At 35.9% G+C, this 16886-nt stretch carries 22 protein-coding genes; 15 read left to right on the top strand and 7 right to left on the bottom strand.

The features are described 5' to 3' along the window. Nucleotides 1-25 precede the first annotated feature (25 nt). The gene (locus H560_RS0111720; RefSeq protein ID WP_027380219.1) at nt 26-709 is read left to right on the top strand and encodes an SMUG2 DNA glycosylase family protein; all 684 of its coding nucleotides are present in this window, start codon (nt 26-28) and stop codon (nt 707-709) included. A 124-nt stretch (nt 710-833) separates the two neighbouring features. Here H560_RS0111720 and H560_RS22380 read toward each other — a convergent pair whose 3' ends face one another. The 3 genes from H560_RS22380 to H560_RS0111705 are packed head-to-tail and all read right to left on the bottom strand — an operon-like array spanning nt 834 to nt 2823. After that, nucleotides 834-1661: a T9SS type A sorting domain-containing protein gene (locus H560_RS22380; protein ID WP_027380218.1), complete on the bottom strand. Its 828-nt coding sequence runs from the start codon at nt 1659-1661 to the stop codon at nt 834-836. A gap of 38 nt (nt 1662-1699) precedes the next feature. Further along, nucleotides 1700-2242, bottom strand: a complete 543-nt coding sequence (locus H560_RS0111710) for a phage tail protein (protein ID WP_027380217.1) — start codon at nt 2240-2242, stop codon at nt 1700-1702. A gap of 41 nt (nt 2243-2283) precedes the next feature. Next, entirely contained in the window at nt 2284-2823 is a 540-nt protein-coding gene (locus tag H560_RS0111705; protein WP_027380216.1) for a phage tail protein, read from the bottom strand. Between the two features lie 269 nt (nt 2824-3092). Here H560_RS0111705 and H560_RS0111700 point away from each other — a divergent pair, with 269 nt between their 5' ends. The 10 genes from H560_RS0111700 (at nt 3093) to H560_RS0111650 (ending at nt 9646) form a co-directional block, all read left to right on the top strand. Beyond that, complete coding sequence (locus H560_RS0111700) at nt 3093-3857, top strand: enoyl-CoA hydratase/isomerase family protein (RefSeq protein ID WP_027380215.1); 765 nt, start codon at nt 3093-3095, stop codon at nt 3855-3857. Nucleotides 3858-4034: 177 nt separating this feature from the next. After that, on the top strand, nt 4035-4652 hold the full coding sequence (locus H560_RS0111690) for a hypothetical protein (protein WP_027380214.1): 618 nt from the start codon (nt 4035-4037) through the stop codon (nt 4650-4652). A 55-nt stretch (nt 4653-4707) separates the two neighbouring features. Next, nucleotides 4708-4998 (top strand): winged helix-turn-helix domain-containing protein, encoded by a 291-nt coding sequence (locus H560_RS0111685; protein WP_027380213.1) that lies wholly within the window; start codon nt 4708-4710, stop codon nt 4996-4998. A 65-nt stretch (nt 4999-5063) separates the two neighbouring features. Next, the gene (locus H560_RS0111680) at nt 5064-5354 is read left to right on the top strand and encodes a hypothetical protein (protein ID WP_027380212.1); all 291 of its coding nucleotides are present in this window, start codon (nt 5064-5066) and stop codon (nt 5352-5354) included. 20 nt (nt 5355-5374) lie between these two features. Then, entirely contained in the window at nt 5375-6214 is an 840-nt protein-coding gene (locus tag H560_RS0111675) for a metallophosphoesterase (protein ID WP_027380211.1), read from the top strand. 5 nt (nt 6215-6219) lie between these two features. Then, nucleotides 6220-6519 carry a hypothetical protein gene (locus H560_RS23115; protein ID WP_027380210.1) on the top strand — a complete coding sequence of 100 codons (300 nt, stop codon included), beginning with the start codon at nt 6220-6222 and terminating at the stop codon, nt 6517-6519. A gap of 10 nt (nt 6520-6529) precedes the next feature. Beyond that, nucleotides 6530-7015, top strand: a complete 486-nt coding sequence (locus H560_RS0111665; protein WP_027380209.1) for a Coq4 family protein — start codon at nt 6530-6532, stop codon at nt 7013-7015. A 30-nt stretch (nt 7016-7045) separates the two neighbouring features. Further along, nucleotides 7046-8422, top strand: a complete 1377-nt coding sequence (locus H560_RS0111660; protein ID WP_027380208.1) for a DUF4153 domain-containing protein — start codon at nt 7046-7048, stop codon at nt 8420-8422. A 116-nt stretch (nt 8423-8538) separates the two neighbouring features. Beyond that, nucleotides 8539-9081, top strand: coding sequence for a hypothetical protein (locus tag H560_RS0111655; RefSeq protein ID WP_027380207.1), 543 nt, complete (start codon nt 8539-8541; stop codon nt 9079-9081). 52 nt (nt 9082-9133) lie between these two features. After that, nucleotides 9134-9646 carry a hypothetical protein gene (locus tag H560_RS0111650; RefSeq protein WP_027380206.1) on the top strand — a complete coding sequence of 171 codons (513 nt, stop codon included), beginning with the start codon at nt 9134-9136 and terminating at the stop codon, nt 9644-9646. A gap of 72 nt (nt 9647-9718) precedes the next feature. On the opposite strand, the gene H560_RS21485 is transcribed toward H560_RS0111650, so the two are convergent. The 4 genes from H560_RS21485 to H560_RS0111630 form a co-directional block, all read right to left on the bottom strand. Continuing rightward, complete coding sequence (locus H560_RS21485; RefSeq protein WP_034752722.1) at nt 9719-10402, bottom strand: FKBP-type peptidyl-prolyl cis-trans isomerase; 684 nt, start codon at nt 10400-10402, stop codon at nt 9719-9721. Nucleotides 10403-10486: 84 nt separating this feature from the next. Beyond that, complete coding sequence (locus tag H560_RS0111640) at nt 10487-11611, bottom strand: serine hydrolase domain-containing protein (RefSeq protein ID WP_027380205.1); 1125 nt, start codon at nt 11609-11611, stop codon at nt 10487-10489. A gap of 1 nt (nt 11612) precedes the next feature. Continuing rightward, complete coding sequence (dtd, locus tag H560_RS0111635; RefSeq protein WP_027380204.1) at nt 11613-12062, bottom strand: D-aminoacyl-tRNA deacylase; 450 nt, start codon at nt 12060-12062, stop codon at nt 11613-11615. A gap of 3 nt (nt 12063-12065) precedes the next feature. Beyond that, on the bottom strand, nt 12066-12518 hold the full coding sequence (locus tag H560_RS0111630; protein WP_027380203.1) for a hypothetical protein: 453 nt from the start codon (nt 12516-12518) through the stop codon (nt 12066-12068). A gap of 109 nt (nt 12519-12627) precedes the next feature. Here H560_RS0111630 and greA point away from each other — a divergent pair, with 109 nt between their 5' ends. The 4 genes from greA to H560_RS0111610 all read left to right on the top strand — a co-directional run bounded on the left by greA (nt 12628) and on the right by H560_RS0111610 (nt 16883). Then, entirely contained in the window at nt 12628-13098 is a 471-nt protein-coding gene (gene greA / locus H560_RS0111625; protein ID WP_027380202.1) for a transcription elongation factor GreA, read from the top strand. A 72-nt stretch (nt 13099-13170) separates the two neighbouring features. Continuing rightward, nucleotides 13171-13560: an HIT family protein gene (locus H560_RS0111620; protein ID WP_027380201.1), complete on the top strand. Its 390-nt coding sequence runs from the start codon at nt 13171-13173 to the stop codon at nt 13558-13560. 71 nt (nt 13561-13631) lie between these two features. Further along, nucleotides 13632-14819 (top strand): ATP-dependent Clp protease ATP-binding subunit ClpX, encoded by a 1188-nt coding sequence (gene clpX, locus H560_RS0111615; protein WP_027380200.1) that lies wholly within the window; start codon nt 13632-13634, stop codon nt 14817-14819. A 78-nt stretch (nt 14820-14897) separates the two neighbouring features. Beyond that, complete coding sequence (locus H560_RS0111610) at nt 14898-16883, top strand: T9SS type A sorting domain-containing protein (RefSeq protein ID WP_027380199.1); 1986 nt, start codon at nt 14898-14900, stop codon at nt 16881-16883. The last annotated feature ends 3 nt before the right edge of the window (nt 16884-16886 follow it).

Here is a 16886-nt window from a genome sequence, read left to right as displayed (position 1 = left end):
TATATTTTTAAATTGCTACACTGATATGAAAACCTTCGCCGAGCAAGTTGTTAATTTTAATCTGAATTTAAAATATAATGGAAATCTTCCCGATAATTTTCAGGTTCTGAATCCGTATCTCAATAATCCTGAAACTGTTGTTGTCATGAAACAGTTTTATCAAAAATATTATAATGATTCCAACAAACGGAAATTTATCATCGGGATCAATCCAAGCCGTCACGGAGCAGGAGTAACAGGCGTTCCGTTCACCGATACCAAGCGTCTGGAAAGTGTTTGCGGCATCAAAATGAATTCAGCTTATACCCATGAAGTTTCTTCCGTTTTTATGTATGACATGATTGCAGAGTATGGTGGTGCAGAAGAGTTTTATAGCGATATTTATATTAATTCGCCTTTTCCGCTTGCTATTGTGAGGAAGTCAAAAGGAAATTGGATCAACGCAAATTATTACGATGATAAAGCACTTTTTAATGATGTAAAAAGTTTTATGATTGATTCTTTAAAGAATCATTTAAGTTTAAATCTTGATTCTTCCGAAGTTTTTGTTTTAGGTAAAAAAAATGCAGAATTTATATCAAAATTGAATCAGGAAGCACATTTATTCCAGAAAATGACGGTTTTGGAGCATCCAAGGTATATTCAGCAGTACAAATCTAAGGAGAAAGACCTTTTTATCAATAAATATATTCTGGAGCTTAAAAAATAAAATCCCCTGAAAAATTTCAAGGGATTATCACACTTATGCATTAGAATCTTTCGCGGTACAGTCACCTGTTATTTATTCTTAAAGTTTCATGGTTATTAGTCTTTCACTTTAATAACAGTGCTTTTTACCTTTTAATAACTTTATAAGATTCTGAGGAAGATTTTATTAAATATGCTCCTGCAGGAAGTTCCGAAATATTGCTTTCGTTTACTCCTTTTTTAGCTTCAATGGTTTTCACCAGTTGGCCGGACTGGCTGTAAACTTCCAGCTTTTTATTTTCTTCAGAAGTGATGGTAAGCGGGCCATGTGTAGGATTAGGGTAAATTTTAAGTTCTTTTTTCGAAGATTTTACCTCTTCTGATGCTAATACCACGTTGCTGTCTTTTACCCATGTGAAAGAATCAAGGCCTCCGTAAGTATAAGCACCACCTAGTGTTACCTGCAGCTGATCGATCACAATATTAGAATAATTTTGGCCGTTTAGGTTGGTAAGATCTATCAATGTGTAGCCATTCGTTGCGCCGAGACTTGTTGCAAAACCGGTATTTTTTGTCTGGGTAAATTTTGTTACGCCGCTCAGTTTCCCGGTAACCGTTAAATTACCCACAACTGTTTGGTTTAAATTCGTGTCAGATAAAAATATCCAGAATCTGTTTACTTTAAACAAATTAGATGTTGTTTTAATGCCGAAAGAAGCTCCGCTGGCAATATTTCCGGTTCCTGAATTATCAATATATCTGTTGTCATTAGATGTTCCGCTCCAGCCTGTTCCCGGATAATTTGCCTGAATATCAAATCCTCCGACATGTGAAATGATATTGAAAATCACTCCATTGTCTGTAAAGCTGCTGCTGCTGTGAGACTCAGTTTCAAACTGCTCTGTGCTGGCCTGTCCAAATGAAAAAATCGAAATGAAAAGACTGCAGATCGTAAATAGTATAGTACTTTTCATGATGTAAAGTTTTAATGTTTAGGTTTTTTATGTTTTAATTATGGTCTTGATGGATAAATACCTTCTACACAAATGATGTAGTTCATTCCTAAGTAAGGAGACATATTATTAACAGGTGCATTGGATCCCGTAAAAGAAACAGAAGCTCCATTAATAATAGTGTCCGGTGCAGTATCTACAAAGCTTGGTACCGCTGTAAAATCTCTTCCCGTCGTAGTTCCGGTTACTGCAATAGATGAGGTTGGAGATGGAGTGGAAGAGGTTGCATTAGATCTTGAAACTCTCATCTGGCTCATGAATGAAGGCATATTTGATGTTAATAGTGTATTTGTAGGAGTTCCTCCGACTTCACCAAGACTTACAGATTTTCCGGTATTTGCATTTCCGGCTCCAGCAGGATAACGTCCGTTAAGGTTAGGCAAAGCAAAAGTAGTAGTTCCGTTTCCACCGTAGACAGTTCCAAGAAGTGAAAATAAAGCCTGATTTTGTGCAATGCTGAGAATGGCTCCGTTGCATAAAAGATATCCTCTTGGTGCAAAGTTTCCTGCAAACATTTTAATGGTTCCTAATATTTCTTCCATGATTTTTTAGTTTAATTGTTAAATAATTTCAGTTTAGAAAACTATGGTCTTGAAGGGAAAATACCCTCCACACAGATAATATAATTTACTCCTAAATAAGGAGGCATATTATTCACGGGTATATTTTGCCCCATAAACATTACAGACTGAGGATTGATTGGCATATCCGGAGCAGCATCCACAAAGCTTGGTACAGCCGTAAAATCTCTTCCAGTAGTAGTTCCTGTAACTGCAATTGATGAAGAAGGAGATGGGGTGGAGCTTGTAGCATTAGAACCTGAAACCTTCAACTGGCTTGAAAAACTAGGTAGGTTAATCGATAAAAGCGTGTTTTGGGATGTTCCTCCCTGTTCTCCCAGTAAATAATTTTGAGATCCGTTTGTTCCGGGTCCTAATGGATAACGTCCGTTTAAGTTCGGTAAAGCGAATGTAGTAATTCCGTCTCCACCGTAAGTAGTTCCTAAAATTGCAAAAAGTGCAGTGTTCTGAGCAATGCTTAACAAAGCTCCGTTGCAAAACATAAATCCTCTTGGTGCAAAGTTTCCTGCGAATACCTTTACAACTCCGATCAGTTCTTCCATGGTTAATATCTTTTTTTCAGTTTTAAATTTTCCTACTCTTTTCGTGGCTTTTCGGATACCGCCTTTTGGTTGTAAATGTCATTATTGATTGACAACCCAAAGTAACAACAATAGCTAGCTGTAGGGTAGAGTAGAAAATACCAAATTGAGGATTACGTATTTCTACGTAGTGAGAATTTTAATGAAATCAAATGTTGAAATTTATATGAACTAATTTCTTCAAACGCAGTGTAATTAGTATTTTTGTAAGAATCCAATTAAATTTAAAAATGAACGAATTTGTAGCATCAGAACTTAAAAATAATATTGCCGAAATCACATTCGGTACCCCGAAAAGTAATTCTCTTCCGGGAGCCATTCTGGAAAAATTAGCCCAAACCATTCTTGAAGAAGGCACAAAAAAAGAAGTAAAAGCCATTCTTATTAAAAGTGAAGGCGAAAAAGCATTCTGTGCGGGTGCAAGCTTCGATGAGCTTTTATCTATTGACGAATTGGAAGCTTCTAAAAGATTCTTCGGAGGTTTTGCAAAAGTTTTGAATGCTATGAGAAACTGCGGTAAAATTGTCGTAGTAAGAGTTCAGGGAAAAACTACCGGTGGAGGTGTAGGTATAGCATGTGGGGCAGATTATTGTTTTGCAACAAAAGATTCTGCTTTAGCATTAACGGAGATTAATCTTGGGATAGGCCCATTTGTAATCGGACCTTATGTTGAAAGAAAAATAGGAAAATCTCAATTTTCTGCGATGGCTATTGATGCAGATTTCAGATCGGCAGAATGGGCAGAACAGCATAATATTTATCACTCAGTTTCAGCAAGTATTGAGGAGATGGATCTTAAATTAGAGAAGTTTTTACAAACGCTTTCATCCAGAAGCGAAGATGCTTTGGCTTTGATCAAAAAAGTTTCATGGGAAGGAACGGACCATTTTAATGAGCTTATGCCAGCTAGAATTCACATGAGTGCAAGCTTAATTCTTGAAGATTCTGCCAAGAAAAGTATTGAATCAATAAAAGAAAAGTTAAGAGCGAAGTAATTCTTAATCTTTTATAATATTACAGCCGTTGAATTTTCCGGCGGTTTTTTAGTTAAAGATAAGCTGAACATTCATTAATAAAGCATGAGATAAATTCATTGCTATCTTTTTAAAAATTGTAATAAAAATTTTGTTCATTCAAAAAAAGTACTAACTTTGTATTTCAAAGTTCTTTATATGGATTCGAAAAACTATCACGAAGACTTATCACATATCCGTTCCATGATGGAGCGGTCCTCAAGATTTATTTCTTTGAGCGGATTATCCGGTGTTTTTGCAGGATTGGCGGCTATTCTTGGAGCAACGTATGTTTTCTTTGTTTTTAAAAGAGAAGGCATTGATTATTTTGACGGGGATAGAAACATCTTTAGTCCATCTTTGGTAAAGGAGCTCGTAGTAATTGGAACTTTGATACTTGCAGCAGCTCTTTTCAGCGGCTATATTTTTACGGCAAAAAAAAGTAAGAAAAAAGGCCTGAAGATTTGGGATGCTACTACAAAACGTCTTTTAGTAACCTTTGCTGTTCCTTTGGTAGCAGGCGGATTCTTTTGTCTGGGTCTTCTGTATCACCATCTTTTCGTATTTGTTGCGCCATCGACTCTCATTTTTTATGGCCTGGCCTTAATAAGTGCAGAACGCTATACTTTAACAGATTTAAAAAATCTAGGATATTGTCAGGTGGTTTTAGGACTGGTTTCTCTTTTCTTTTTGGGTTGGGGACTTCTTTTCTGGGCCATAGGCTTTGGAGTTTTGCATATTGTTTACGGGCTTATTATGCATAAAAAATATAAATAAATATAAATTCAGGTTTCTGGAAACTATAACCTAAAACCTGCAACCTATTTAAATCATGATTAAAATAAATCAACTCAATAAAGAATTCGAAAGCCGTGTAAGATTGGGCATTATGTCCGTTCTCATGGTCAATGATTGGGTTGACTTTTCCGAAATGAAAAATTTGCTGGAAATTACAGACGGTAATCTCGCAAGCCACAGCAATGCATTAGAAAAAAGCGGCTATATTGAAGTAAAGAAAGAATTTGTAGGTAAAAAACCAAGAACGTCATACAGAGTTACCCAAAGCGGGAGAGAGGCTTTTACCGAACATTTGAATGCACTGGAAAAGCTATTAGGAAGGTAATCCTATATTTTTTTACTAATTAACTTTGAAAAACAAAGTACTTTACAAAATTAAAACATAAAATTATGACTACACAAAAACAAAAAACAACAATTATTTTCGCTGTACCGGCATTGCTAATGGCGGCAGCTTTTTTCGGCAACATCTTTGTAGAAGGCTGGAACTGGTCTCCTTTTGATTTCCTCATTGCCGCGGTTTTGCTTTTCGGGACTGCCTCTGCCATTTTTGTCGTAAGCAGATCGAAGAAAAGCTTTGTTTCAAAAATTATAATCAGCCTTGTTATTCTGGTAATTCTGGCTCTGGTATGGGCAGAACTGGCAGTCGGGATTTTCGGAAGCCCTTTTGCCGGAAGCTAGTTTTGAATGTAACTTAAATGATGAATAGAAGAACATTTTTAAAAAGAATAGGCCAGCTTTCTGCTCTTGGGGCGTTACCTGTGCTGTATTCGTGGCAGATAGAACCATTCTGGCTGGAGTTTGTAGAAAAGAAACTGCCGGTAAAACATCTTCCTGAAAGCTTACAAGGAAAAACTTTAATGCAGATTTCAGATTTGCATATAGGGCCCCGGTTCGACTGGAATTTTATTATCGATTCTTTTCAAAAAGCAAAAAAGTACAACCCGGATTTTGTGGTGTATACAGGAGACTTTGTCAATCGTGGGACGGAACAGGAGCGTGAAGATCTTAAAAAGGTGATGAATCATGCTGTTTTAGGAAAGCTTGCCACCTTTGGGATTTTAGGAAATCATGATTATGGGGTTAACTGGAAAGAAATGGAGGTTGCCCAAAGTATCTCAGATACCCTTGAAACCTTTGGCATAACAATGCTGAAGAATGCTCAACAAGAAATTCACGGATTGAATTTTATCGGCTTTGAAGACCTATGGACATCCAATTTTAATCCACATCAGGTCATGCAGGATTATGACTCTTCAAAAGCAAATATAATTCTCTGCCACAATCCTGATGCTTGTGATCTGGATATCTGGAATGGTTACCAGGGATGGATTCTCAGCGGGCATACCCACGGCGGACAATGTAGAATCCCGGGAGTTATAACCCCAGTGGTTCCTGTAAAAAACAAAAAATACATTGCAGGAGAAATTGATTTGCAGGATGGGAGAATGCTTTATGTAAACCGTGCTCTGGGGCATTCTTTTCAGGTTCGTTTCATGGTTCGTCCGGAAATTACGGTTTTTACTTTAACTCAGGCTTAAAAAATATGGAAGATAAAAATATTGTATTGATTGGGAAATCAGCGTTTTGGATTTCTTTTATACTGGGAAATATCTGTCTCTTCGGATACATCTTTACTAAAAAAGACTTTTTTGTCGAAGGCGGTCTCATGGTTGTATGCTGGGGTTTTATTCTGAATATGATAATTACTTTAGTATTAATTATCTATGGAATTTCCACTCAATCGAAACTTGACTTGTGCCTAAAAGCAATAGGAATAATGCTGATCAATATTCCTGTAGCTATTATTTACACACTCATCGGAATAAACATAGTAAGAATTTAAAATTATAAAAATGAAAAAAATACGGGTTCAGTTCCTGCTTTTCGTGTATGCTAAAACTCAAAAATTGTACAGGAAATATTTTAAAAAGAAGAAAAGGCAATGGCAGTTTACAGAAAAACAGCTATTGGAATTTCAGGAGGATTCTTTGGGAAGGAAGCTGGGAGAATTTTATAAAAAACATGGCTTTACGATGATTCCAAAAATGGAAAACCACGATGTACATCACCTGATTACCGGCTGTGGAACCAATTTCGAAGATGAAATCGCCATGCAGTTTCTTCTTTTGGGAAACGGAAAGCTCAACTCTCATTTACTGGCAGCAATCGTTTTGGGAAGTCTCATTTTACCGGAATACTATAAAATGTATTTCAATTCCTATAAAAAGGGACAAAGCATGAGACCTTTCCATCAATGGGATTTTGAGGCATTATTGTGGCAGAATTTCGATCACCTGAAAGACTTCATACAACAAAAGCAAACCGAAGTATATCACTAAAATTAACCACTAATTTCTAATCTCTAAAAAATGAAAACACATCACTATATATTCCTCACAACCGCTCTGTTCATCATTGTTTTTTATGATCAGAATGTGGGTCTGAATCTTGGAATCATCAGTATTTTATATGCTATTCTTACGTTTTTCAGAACACCGTCGAAAAACAGGACGAAAACATTTCTTTTCCTTTTCGTAACAAGTATTCTTTCGGGGATTGCATTTGCGTGGTACGGAGATTTTCCTTCATTTCTGGCGGTTGTGAGCTCAATCTTACTGCTGGGTTACCGGTCCAAAAACAGGAGGATGAAAATTTTATTGCTGATTCCCGTATTTGTTGTCAACTGCTTTACAGCAATTTGCAGGTTTTTCAGCTTTGACACATGGCTTCCTAAAACAAACGTATCAAAACTGTGGCAGAAAACATTTGCATTTGTACTGATTCCTTTGATGCTGATTTCTGTTTTCTTTGCAATTTATTCTGTAGGAAGTAATCATTTTGCGAATCTTTTCACCAATATAGAAATTGATATTAATTTCTGGCAGCTTATTGCGATCACTGTTTTAGGTTTTTTCATCGCTTTCAATTATTGGAATTATGCCGTGGAAAAGCTGATCTACAAAAGCAATCATATCCTTGACAATGAATTTCAGGAAAAGGACAAAATTCAGAAGCCGACTTATTCTTTCCTGGATCTGGAGATCGAAAGGATGAGCGGGATGATTTCTTTCTTTGCACTAAATATTTTATTGATTTTCTTTTTATTTACCTACAATTATGAGCAGTTTTATGAAGTTACGAAAAGCCCGGTAAAGCTTTCAGAAGAAACCCATGAAAGAGTGAATGCCGTCATTATTTCTATTATAATGGCAATTCTGGTGATCATGTTTTATTTTAAATCAAATTTTAATTTTGACCCGAAGGCAGGATTAATGAAAATTTTGGTCAAAGTATGGATTGTACTGAACGCCGTTCTTGTTATTTCAGCGATGGCAAAAAATACGGAGTATATTGTCAGTTACGGATTTACCTACAAAAGACTCGGGGTTTATGCGTTTTTGATATTATCATTGATTGGTTTGATCCTTACATTTATTAAAATTCAGACGAAGAAAAGAAATGCTTATCTTTTCAATACCATGACGTGGTATTTTTATGGAACAATACTGGTTTGCAGCTATATCAACTGGGGTGGCATCATCACTTCCCAAAACATGAAACGAAAAGATTTCGTTTTGGATTATCATAAAAGAGAAATTAATTTCAATGAAAAGCACTTGCTGAAATATGCTGAAGAAAAGCATAATGCAAAATTGAAAGCTGAGATTTTAAACCTGGACAGAGTGAAATTCCAGAAAAATGAAAAATTCCTTTCTAAAGTTCTTTATTATCAAAATATAAAATAAAAGAAGAAATCTAATAATTTTTTAAGTTTTAAAAACGGTCAATGGAACAATTTTAGCTTCAAAGTATATTCAAAAGTCAGAAGACTTTTCAGAATATTCATTTAAAAATCATTATTATGAAAAAATCCTTATTTCTAATCCCATTGATCATTCTTTCATGCAAACAGGACCCGAAAGTCTCGGAAACCCAGAGCAGTCAGGATTCAATGGCGGTTACAGAACAGCCAGATTCAGCACAAAAAACAGATTCCGCTGCATTGAGGATGAGGGATTCAATTATTAATAACGCTCCGAAAACTAAAGAAGTTCTGCGTACCGGTGTTATGAGAAACGTGAAAGACGGGCAGATCATCAGAACAGCAGATGCAGAGCAACTTCCGTTCACTTTGGGTGAAGAATTTACAAAAGACGTTCAGGAATTTATCTTAAAAATCACAAATTATGATAAGCCGGTTATTAAAGCTTCAATTTCTACGAAAGAAAAAGATTTTAATATCCGTTTCAATCAGATTAAGCTTCCAAATGGGGATTATGACGGGCCTTTCGGAAGAGAAATCACTTACGACTTAAAAGACAAAGGTGAAGTATGGCTTATCATAGGCAAAAGCAATATGGCATCCGGAAATACTAAAGGAAGCTTTACGGTAAGTGTAGAATAATTTTTATTTTTTTGGTATAATTTGTGCAACCTAATCTTTAAAATTTATCATTATGAAAAATATTTTTTTGACAGCGGCAGTGGCTTCAGTAGCGTTGGTAAGTTGTGGAACGGTACAGTCGTTGGTTCAGAATACATTTCCTTATACAGCCAATGTTTTAGTATCTACGGGAGTTCCGGCCGATAAAGAGGTTTCTTCCACCGCAACTGCTTCTAACGTGCAGACGTGGTTTGGAGGCAATAACAATGCGAAAATTAAAGACGTAAGAATTTCAGAAGCTAAAGTTTCTGTGGTTACTCCATCGGGAGGAAATCTGAGTGCTTTCAAATCTATAAAAGTATATATTTCATCCAGCGGAACCGGGGAAAGGCTGGTCGCTTCAAGATCAAATATTTCCTCAAGTGCGTCCAGCTTAACGCTTGACCTTGAAAATTCAGGATTTTTGGATGAAGTGGTAAAAAGCACCGGAGTTACGGTAAGAACGGTTTATGAGCTGAAGAATCAGACCAGCTCGGATATGAACCTTAGAATTGCACTTAATTTCAGCAGTATTCCTGCGAATTAATTTTTATAAAAGTTTGTTAAAAAAACGTCTTTCAAATCTGAAAGACGTTTTTATTTTTTAAGGAATACTAGATTATTTAAAATCAACCAATTCCACATCAAAGATAAGCGTTGCTCCCGGAGGAATTACACCACCCGCTCCATTGTCGCCATACGCAAGTTCAGATGGGATGTAAAATCTGTATTTAGCACCTTTTGTCATCAGCTGAATTCCTTCTGTCCAGCCCTTGATCACGCCTGAAAGATTAAGCTCAATCGGCTTTCCTCCGTTTTTATCAGTAGAATCGAAAACCGTTCCATCCATTAATTTTCCGGTATAGGTTACGTTCGCTGTACTTGTGGCTGTTGGTTTTGCTTTACCGTCACCAGGTTTCAACACCTCATACTGCAGTCCGCTTGCTGTGGTTGTTATTTTTTTGTTTTGCTTGTTTTTTGCAAGAAAATCAGCTCCTTTCTTTTTATTTTCTTCAGCTTTTACTTTTTCTTCAGCTTGTCTTTTTTCATTTTGCTTCTGCATGAAACCTTGTAAAAAAGTTCCCATCTGATCTTTCGGGAATAATGCCGGCTTGTCCGAGAATTCATCTTTTATTGCCTGGGCCAAAAGATTAGCGTCTACCGGGAATCCTTGTCTTTTCATATTTTGAGCAATATCAAGACCGATATAATAAGAAGCTTTTTGCTCGTCTGAGTAATTGGTTTGAGCAAAAGAAAAATTAATTCCTGTCAAAAGAACTAAGGTAATTAAGGTTTTTTTCATTTTTGAATTTTAATTTTTTAAATATGTTGCGAATTTAAGATTTTAAAATGGAATCCATCACAATTGTCTGCTGTGAAAATTTTATTAAGGTGTAATGTAGTTAAGCTTAAATAATATCCTGCGAATTATGCCGGTAATGAATTTATTGTTATTTGTAAGCCAGATTATCGTAATATTTTTCTCTGGAATGAGTAGCAAATGAGATTTGAATCCGCCCTGATCCCCCGCATGTTCTACTACATTTACATTTTCTTCTGTTTTTGTATAATAATAAAATCCATTATGTATAAACCATACCCCTGAATGATAAAGTGGTTTTTCTTCTTTCCAGTTTTCGGGATTCCATGCTGTTTTAGATGACTTTATAAGCTTGCAATTTGCGAATTTACACTCGTTAATAGATTTTACATATTTTTTCAGATCCTCCACGGAACTCCAGACTCCGCCGTTTCCGGCAGCTGTAAAAGTAGGATACTCACCATAATCATACTCTTCGTATTTATTATTTTTAAGAATATAGGCATGGGCAACATTTTTATCCGGGAAACTTCCATCAGTGATTTTACTTTCCATCATCCCGGCCGGTTTGAAAATGTTTTCCCTGATGAAACGCTGCCATTTCATCTTCGCGGTTTTTTCAATAATTAAGGCTAAACCGTTGTACGCAGGATTTGAATAACTAAATTTTGACCCAGGTTCAAACTCAAGTGAATCAGACAATTCCAGTGGTCTGAAATTATCATCATCTTTAGCCGTCAAGTAAAAAATGCTGTCTTTTTCTACATGCCTGTTGTCTGGAATACCCGAGGTATGTGTCAAAAAATGTTTCAGTGTAATTTTGGAAGCAATTTCTTTATTTTTAAAATCAGGAAAAAATTTCAGCAAATTATCATTTGTAGAAAGCTTTTGCTTATCCTCAAGCAATAAAATTCCGTAAGCAACAAATGTCTTGCTGATTGAGCCTAGGTTGGAAACCGTTTTGGAAGTAAACTTTTCTTTCGTTTTAAGATCTGCCAGACCGTAAGATTTTTCATATAAAACCTTGTCACCTTGTTGGATAAAGATGCTTCCGCCGGGTTCATTTTCCTTGAATATTTCAGAAAAAGCAGAATCCAATTTAGTTTTTAAAAGCTGGTCATTATTTTGCCCAAACAATAAAAATGAGTTAATGATAAGTAAAAATATGCTGAATTTAATCTTAAATGCCATATCAGTTTTTGGTTATGGAATCCATCACAATTGTTACCGGACCATCATTGATTAATGAAACTTTCATATCTGCTCCAAAAATTCCGCTTTCTGTTTTTAATCCTGATTTTGAAATTTCTTCTTTAAAATACTCAAAAAGAGGGATTGCTTTATCCGGTTTGGCGGCTTTAATGAACGAAGGACGATTTCCTTTTTTATAATCTGCAATGAGAGTAAACTGACTGATACAAAGAATTTCTCCGGAAATATCTACAACAGACAGATTCAGTTTTCCTTCATCATCCCCGAAAATTCTAAGGTTCAGAATTTTCTGTACGAGCCAGTCTGCATCATGTTTTTCATCATTTTCATCGATTCCTACTAACAACATCAATCCTTTTCCAATTTCCCCGACTATCTTTCCGTCTACTTTCACATGGGATTCGGAAACTCTCTGAATGACAACTTTCATTTTTTAATAATAAATATTTAAAATTTTCCCCGTAGGATCGTAATTATACATATAAGTTTTAGGAGGAACATTCGCTACTGCTGTCGGCTGGCCGGTTAATAAAATCCATTGGGCATTATCCTTTGGGCAGACAATCCTTATATTATCCTGAACCTCAAGCGTTGTATTGCTGTCCGGGCAGGTGTGAGGGGCATTCCTGTCGTAAACTTTAAAAGAATTGTCAGAAGCTCTTACAATGATCAAACCTCTCGTTCCGGACTGCTGCTCATTGATGTAAACCCAGCCGCCAACCTGATTCAGGACATAATAAGCGGGAAGATTAAGATTCAGGGTCACATTGATGGGATTGTTCGGGAAACAACTTACGGTATCTTCGCGACTTCCACAGGAATTTATTGCTAAATTACTGAAAATCAGCAATGTGATTATAGATAGGATTGAAAAAGTTTTTTTCATTTGAATTTAAATTTTTATATATTTGTAAAAGTTAAACGATTACAACACGAAAACATTGTCCGGCAAATGTCGGATTATTTTTTTATACTAAAACTAAATTTTGAAAATTATGGCAAGCTATGTTACAAAGGAGGGATTAGAGAAAATGAAAGCTGAGCTGGAACAGTTGGAAACTGTAGAGAGACCAAAAATTACTCAGCAGATCGCAGAAGCCAGAGATAAGGGAGATTTGTCTGAAAATGCAGAATATGATGCGGCTAAAGAAGCCCAGGGAATGCTTGAAATGAGGATTTCTAAGCTTAAGGATGTTATTTCTACTTCTAAAATCATAGACGAGAGTCAGCTAGATACATCAAAAGTTTCTATCCTTACCACAGTGAAACTTAAAAATAATGCGACAAAGCAGGAGCAGGTATTTACATTGGTTCCTGATAACGAGAGTGATCTTAAGACAGGAAGAATCTCTGTAAATACACCTATTGCAAAAGGACTGCTTGGAAAAGCGGTAGGAGAAACAGCGGACATCACGTTACCAAACGGAAACAAACTGTCTTTCGAAGTATTGGAAATTACTTTATAAAAGATAAAAGATAAAATTTTCAGAATAAATTTTGAATAATTTCTAACTTCTAAAATCTAATTTCTACAAAAAATGAGCACAATATTCACAAAGATCATCAACGGTGAAATTCCTTCCTATAAGATAGCCGAAGATGAAAATTTTATTGCGTTTCTGGATGCAATGCCTTTGGTAAAAGGACACACTCTGGTAGTTCCTAAAAAAGAAGTTGACCTGATTTTTGATCTTGAAAGAGAAGATTATAAAAACCTTTGGGGTTTTACCCAGGAAATTGCCAAGAAAATAAAAAATGCAGTTCCCTGTGTAAGAGTTGGCGTGGCCGTGGTAGGATTGGAAGTTCCGCATGCCCATATTCACCTGATTCCCCTGAATAAAGTGGAAGATATGAATTTCAGGAACGAGAGATTAAAGCTGTCAGCGGAAGAGTACACTGAAATTCAGAACTCAATTATCAATTCTTAAAAAATCACAGAAACTCGTAAATCCTATTTACGGGTTTCTTTAATCAATACCTTATATATTATATATAAAAAATGAATTCAAACCAATGTTCTTTTTGCGGAAGAAAAAGAAATGAAGTACAGATGCTGATTTCTGGCCAGAACGGATTTATTTGCGAAAACTGTATCGAGCAGGCCCACGCAATTGTAAAAGACAGCAGCTCAAAATCAGGTTATGCACCCGCAGAAAATATAGATGAACTGAAAAAGCCAAAGGAGATCAAAGTATTTCTTGATCAGTATGTCATAGGGCAGGATCAGGCAAAAAAGCAATTATCAATAGCGGTTTACAATCACTACAAAAGATTGCTTCACGCTCAGGATGAAAACAGGGAAGTTGAGCTTGAAAAATCAAATATCATTATGATCGGTGAGACGGGAACAGGAAAAACGTTGCTTGCAAAAACCATTGCAAGAGAACTGAACGTGCCTTTCTGTATTGTAGATGCCACTATTCTTACGGAAGCCGGATATGTGGGAGAAGATGTGGAAAGCATCTTATCAAGGCTGTTAATGGTAGCAGATTATGACGTGGAAAAAGCTGAAAAAGGAATTGTTTTCATTGATGAAATTGATAAAATTGCCAGAAAATCAGATAATCCAAGTATCACAAGAGATGTTTCCGGAGAGGGCGTTCAGCAGGGATTATTGAAGCTATTGGAGGGAAGTATTGTGAATGTTCCGCCGCAAGGTGGAAGAAAGCATCCAGACCAAAAATATATTCAGGTAAATACACAGAATATTTTATTTATAGCCGGAGGAGCCTTTGACGGGATTAAAGAAATCATAGAAAGAAGAATGAATAAGCAGGCGATTGGTTTCAGCTCAGAAAAAATCAATAAAACGGATGAAGAAGATTACATATTAACAAATATTAATGCCACTGATCTTCGTTCTTTCGGATTAATTCCCGAACTTTTAGGAAGATTTCCAATCATTACTTATCTCGATAAACTCACGAAAGAGACGATGGTAAGAATTATGAAGGAGCCGAAAAACTCAATTGTGAATCAATTTGTGGAACTTTTTAAAATGGATGGCACAAATTTAGTATTCACGGATGGTGCTATAGAAAAAATTGTGGACGAGACAATAGAAAAAGGTTTAGGTGCAAGAGGGCTAAGGGGAACCACTGAAAAAGTCCTTGAAGACTATATGTTTTCAATAGGTGAAGAGAAAGAAATTACATTAACTGAAGATAATATTTTTGTTAATAAATAAATTAAATTTTTTTTTCTTGAAAAAAAGACATACCTTTGCGGTTGAGATATTGTATTAACACACAAATAATTATATACAATGAGAAAAAGTTTATTTGCTATTGGTTTATTAGCAGCGATAGGTTCTGTTCAGGCGCAGAATGTTCTACTACACGTAGACGACGCAGCTAACACGTATGTGAGTGAGGGCGCTCTGGTTTATTCCGGAGGAGGCGTTCAAACAAGAGGTGATGGTACTATGGATATCCATGGTAATGTCATGATAGTAGGGGCAGCAGGAGATGCTTTTAAAACAATTACTACTTTAGGTGCAGACAAAACATTTGGTGGTAGTGTTATGTTAAGGCTTAATACTCCAGGCTCTTATGCTACATCTACTTATGGTCAATTATATATTGACGGTATTAGTCAAGATAATATTACAGGTATTGTAAGTAAAGAATTCAGAGCTGAAAGACACGGTAACAGTAATAGTTATTTCCAACAAATTGCTATGCCTTTCTCTGGCAAAGTATTAGGAAGTTTATCTGCAGAATTTGGCAAGAATTTCAATATAAACAGAAATGGTGAGCCTATTTTGAAATGGGATAACACTAATGCTGTTTCTAATCATTTTACAAATCTGGCAACTGGTGCTACTAGTGATCCTACAGGATATTACATGTTGAAATCAACAAATAATAACCTTAATACAGCTACTCCTCCAGTTACTCAGCCAACAATTGCTCCAACTCTTCAAGGAACCGTTTACACTTTAAATGGAAAGCCGTATGCTAATCTTACAGCTCCTGTAATATTACAGAATGCAGGGAATGTAAACTTCGGCCCAGGTGGTTCAAACAAAAACGCTTACAACGAGAGCTATAACACTTACCTAGATGATAGTTGGGAGTATACTATAAGCCCTTGGGCTGGTACATTTGGTAAAAATATTTATCAGTTTGGTAACCCTTTCCTTACTAACCTAGATTTATCTAAAATCGGATATGTAGAAAATGGAGGTGTTACAGATGGAAATAATATATCAAACATTTGGGGTGTTGAATATAACCCAGGTACTGTAGTTACACTTCCTAATGGTGCTACCTATGCAACAGGAAATCAGGTACAGAATTTTGGTGCAGGTGGTATACCTGTAGGTGACATTGGTCTTCTTATTAAGCCTATGCAGTCATTCAAAATTAAATTAAGAGATAATACTCTACAGACTTTAGATTTTAATACTTTAAGAAGATTCGCTAATACAACCAGAGCTGCGGGTACTGATTACAGTGTAGTTGCTGCTAAACATACAGGTGGATCTAATAAAGGAACTACAAATACATTAAAGCAGTTAGGTGTTATTGCTTTAGATGCATCAGGAAAAGAAATCGGTCGTTCTTATTATGTAGTTTCTCCTACATCAACTACTGGTCACCAAAACACAACAGCTACTACTGTTCAGGCTAGAGCTTTAGGAGGCATTGTTTTAGGGACTTTTGAAGAAGCACCTACAGGTGGTTATGATCCTAACTATAGCTCAGTATATGCTTTATATATCAATGAAGCAAATGAGGATAACTTTAAAGGTAAGAACATTAAGTTAGTTAACTTTAACTCTGAAGTTAAATCTTATAAATTCGAAATCAGAGAAAATGCAGAACTAATTAATCCTGGAGTACATCAGTTATCATCAGGTACTGGTTTCTATTATAAGGCAGCTAACGGAAGTGTTCAGCAGGCAAAACAAGGTGAAACTGTTCCGGTAACAGGATCAGAATATGACCTTTATTATGGTGAGCCTAGCAACCTTGTTCTAGCGGTAGATACTAAAGCAACAGCACCGGTAAGAACTCAGGTTGTGTATAACTCAGCAATTGAAAACTATATTGTAAGATTTGATCCAAATTGGAAAAAAGCAGATATTGAAGTTTATGATATGAGTGGTAAATTGGTAATCTCTAAAAAAGCAGTAGATGCTTCAAGAGACTTTGTAATTGAATTAGATGGTAAAATCAAAAATTCTTACATTGTAAAAGTTGTTTCTGACAAAGGAGATATTGTTAACACTAAAATCTTAAAATAAAGT

The organism is Chryseobacterium daeguense DSM 19388 (genome assembly GCF_000430825.1).
GTDB lineage: Bacteria > Bacteroidota > Bacteroidia > Flavobacteriales > Weeksellaceae > Chryseobacterium > Chryseobacterium daeguense.
This window is presented reverse-complemented; position numbering and strand designations above follow the sequence as displayed.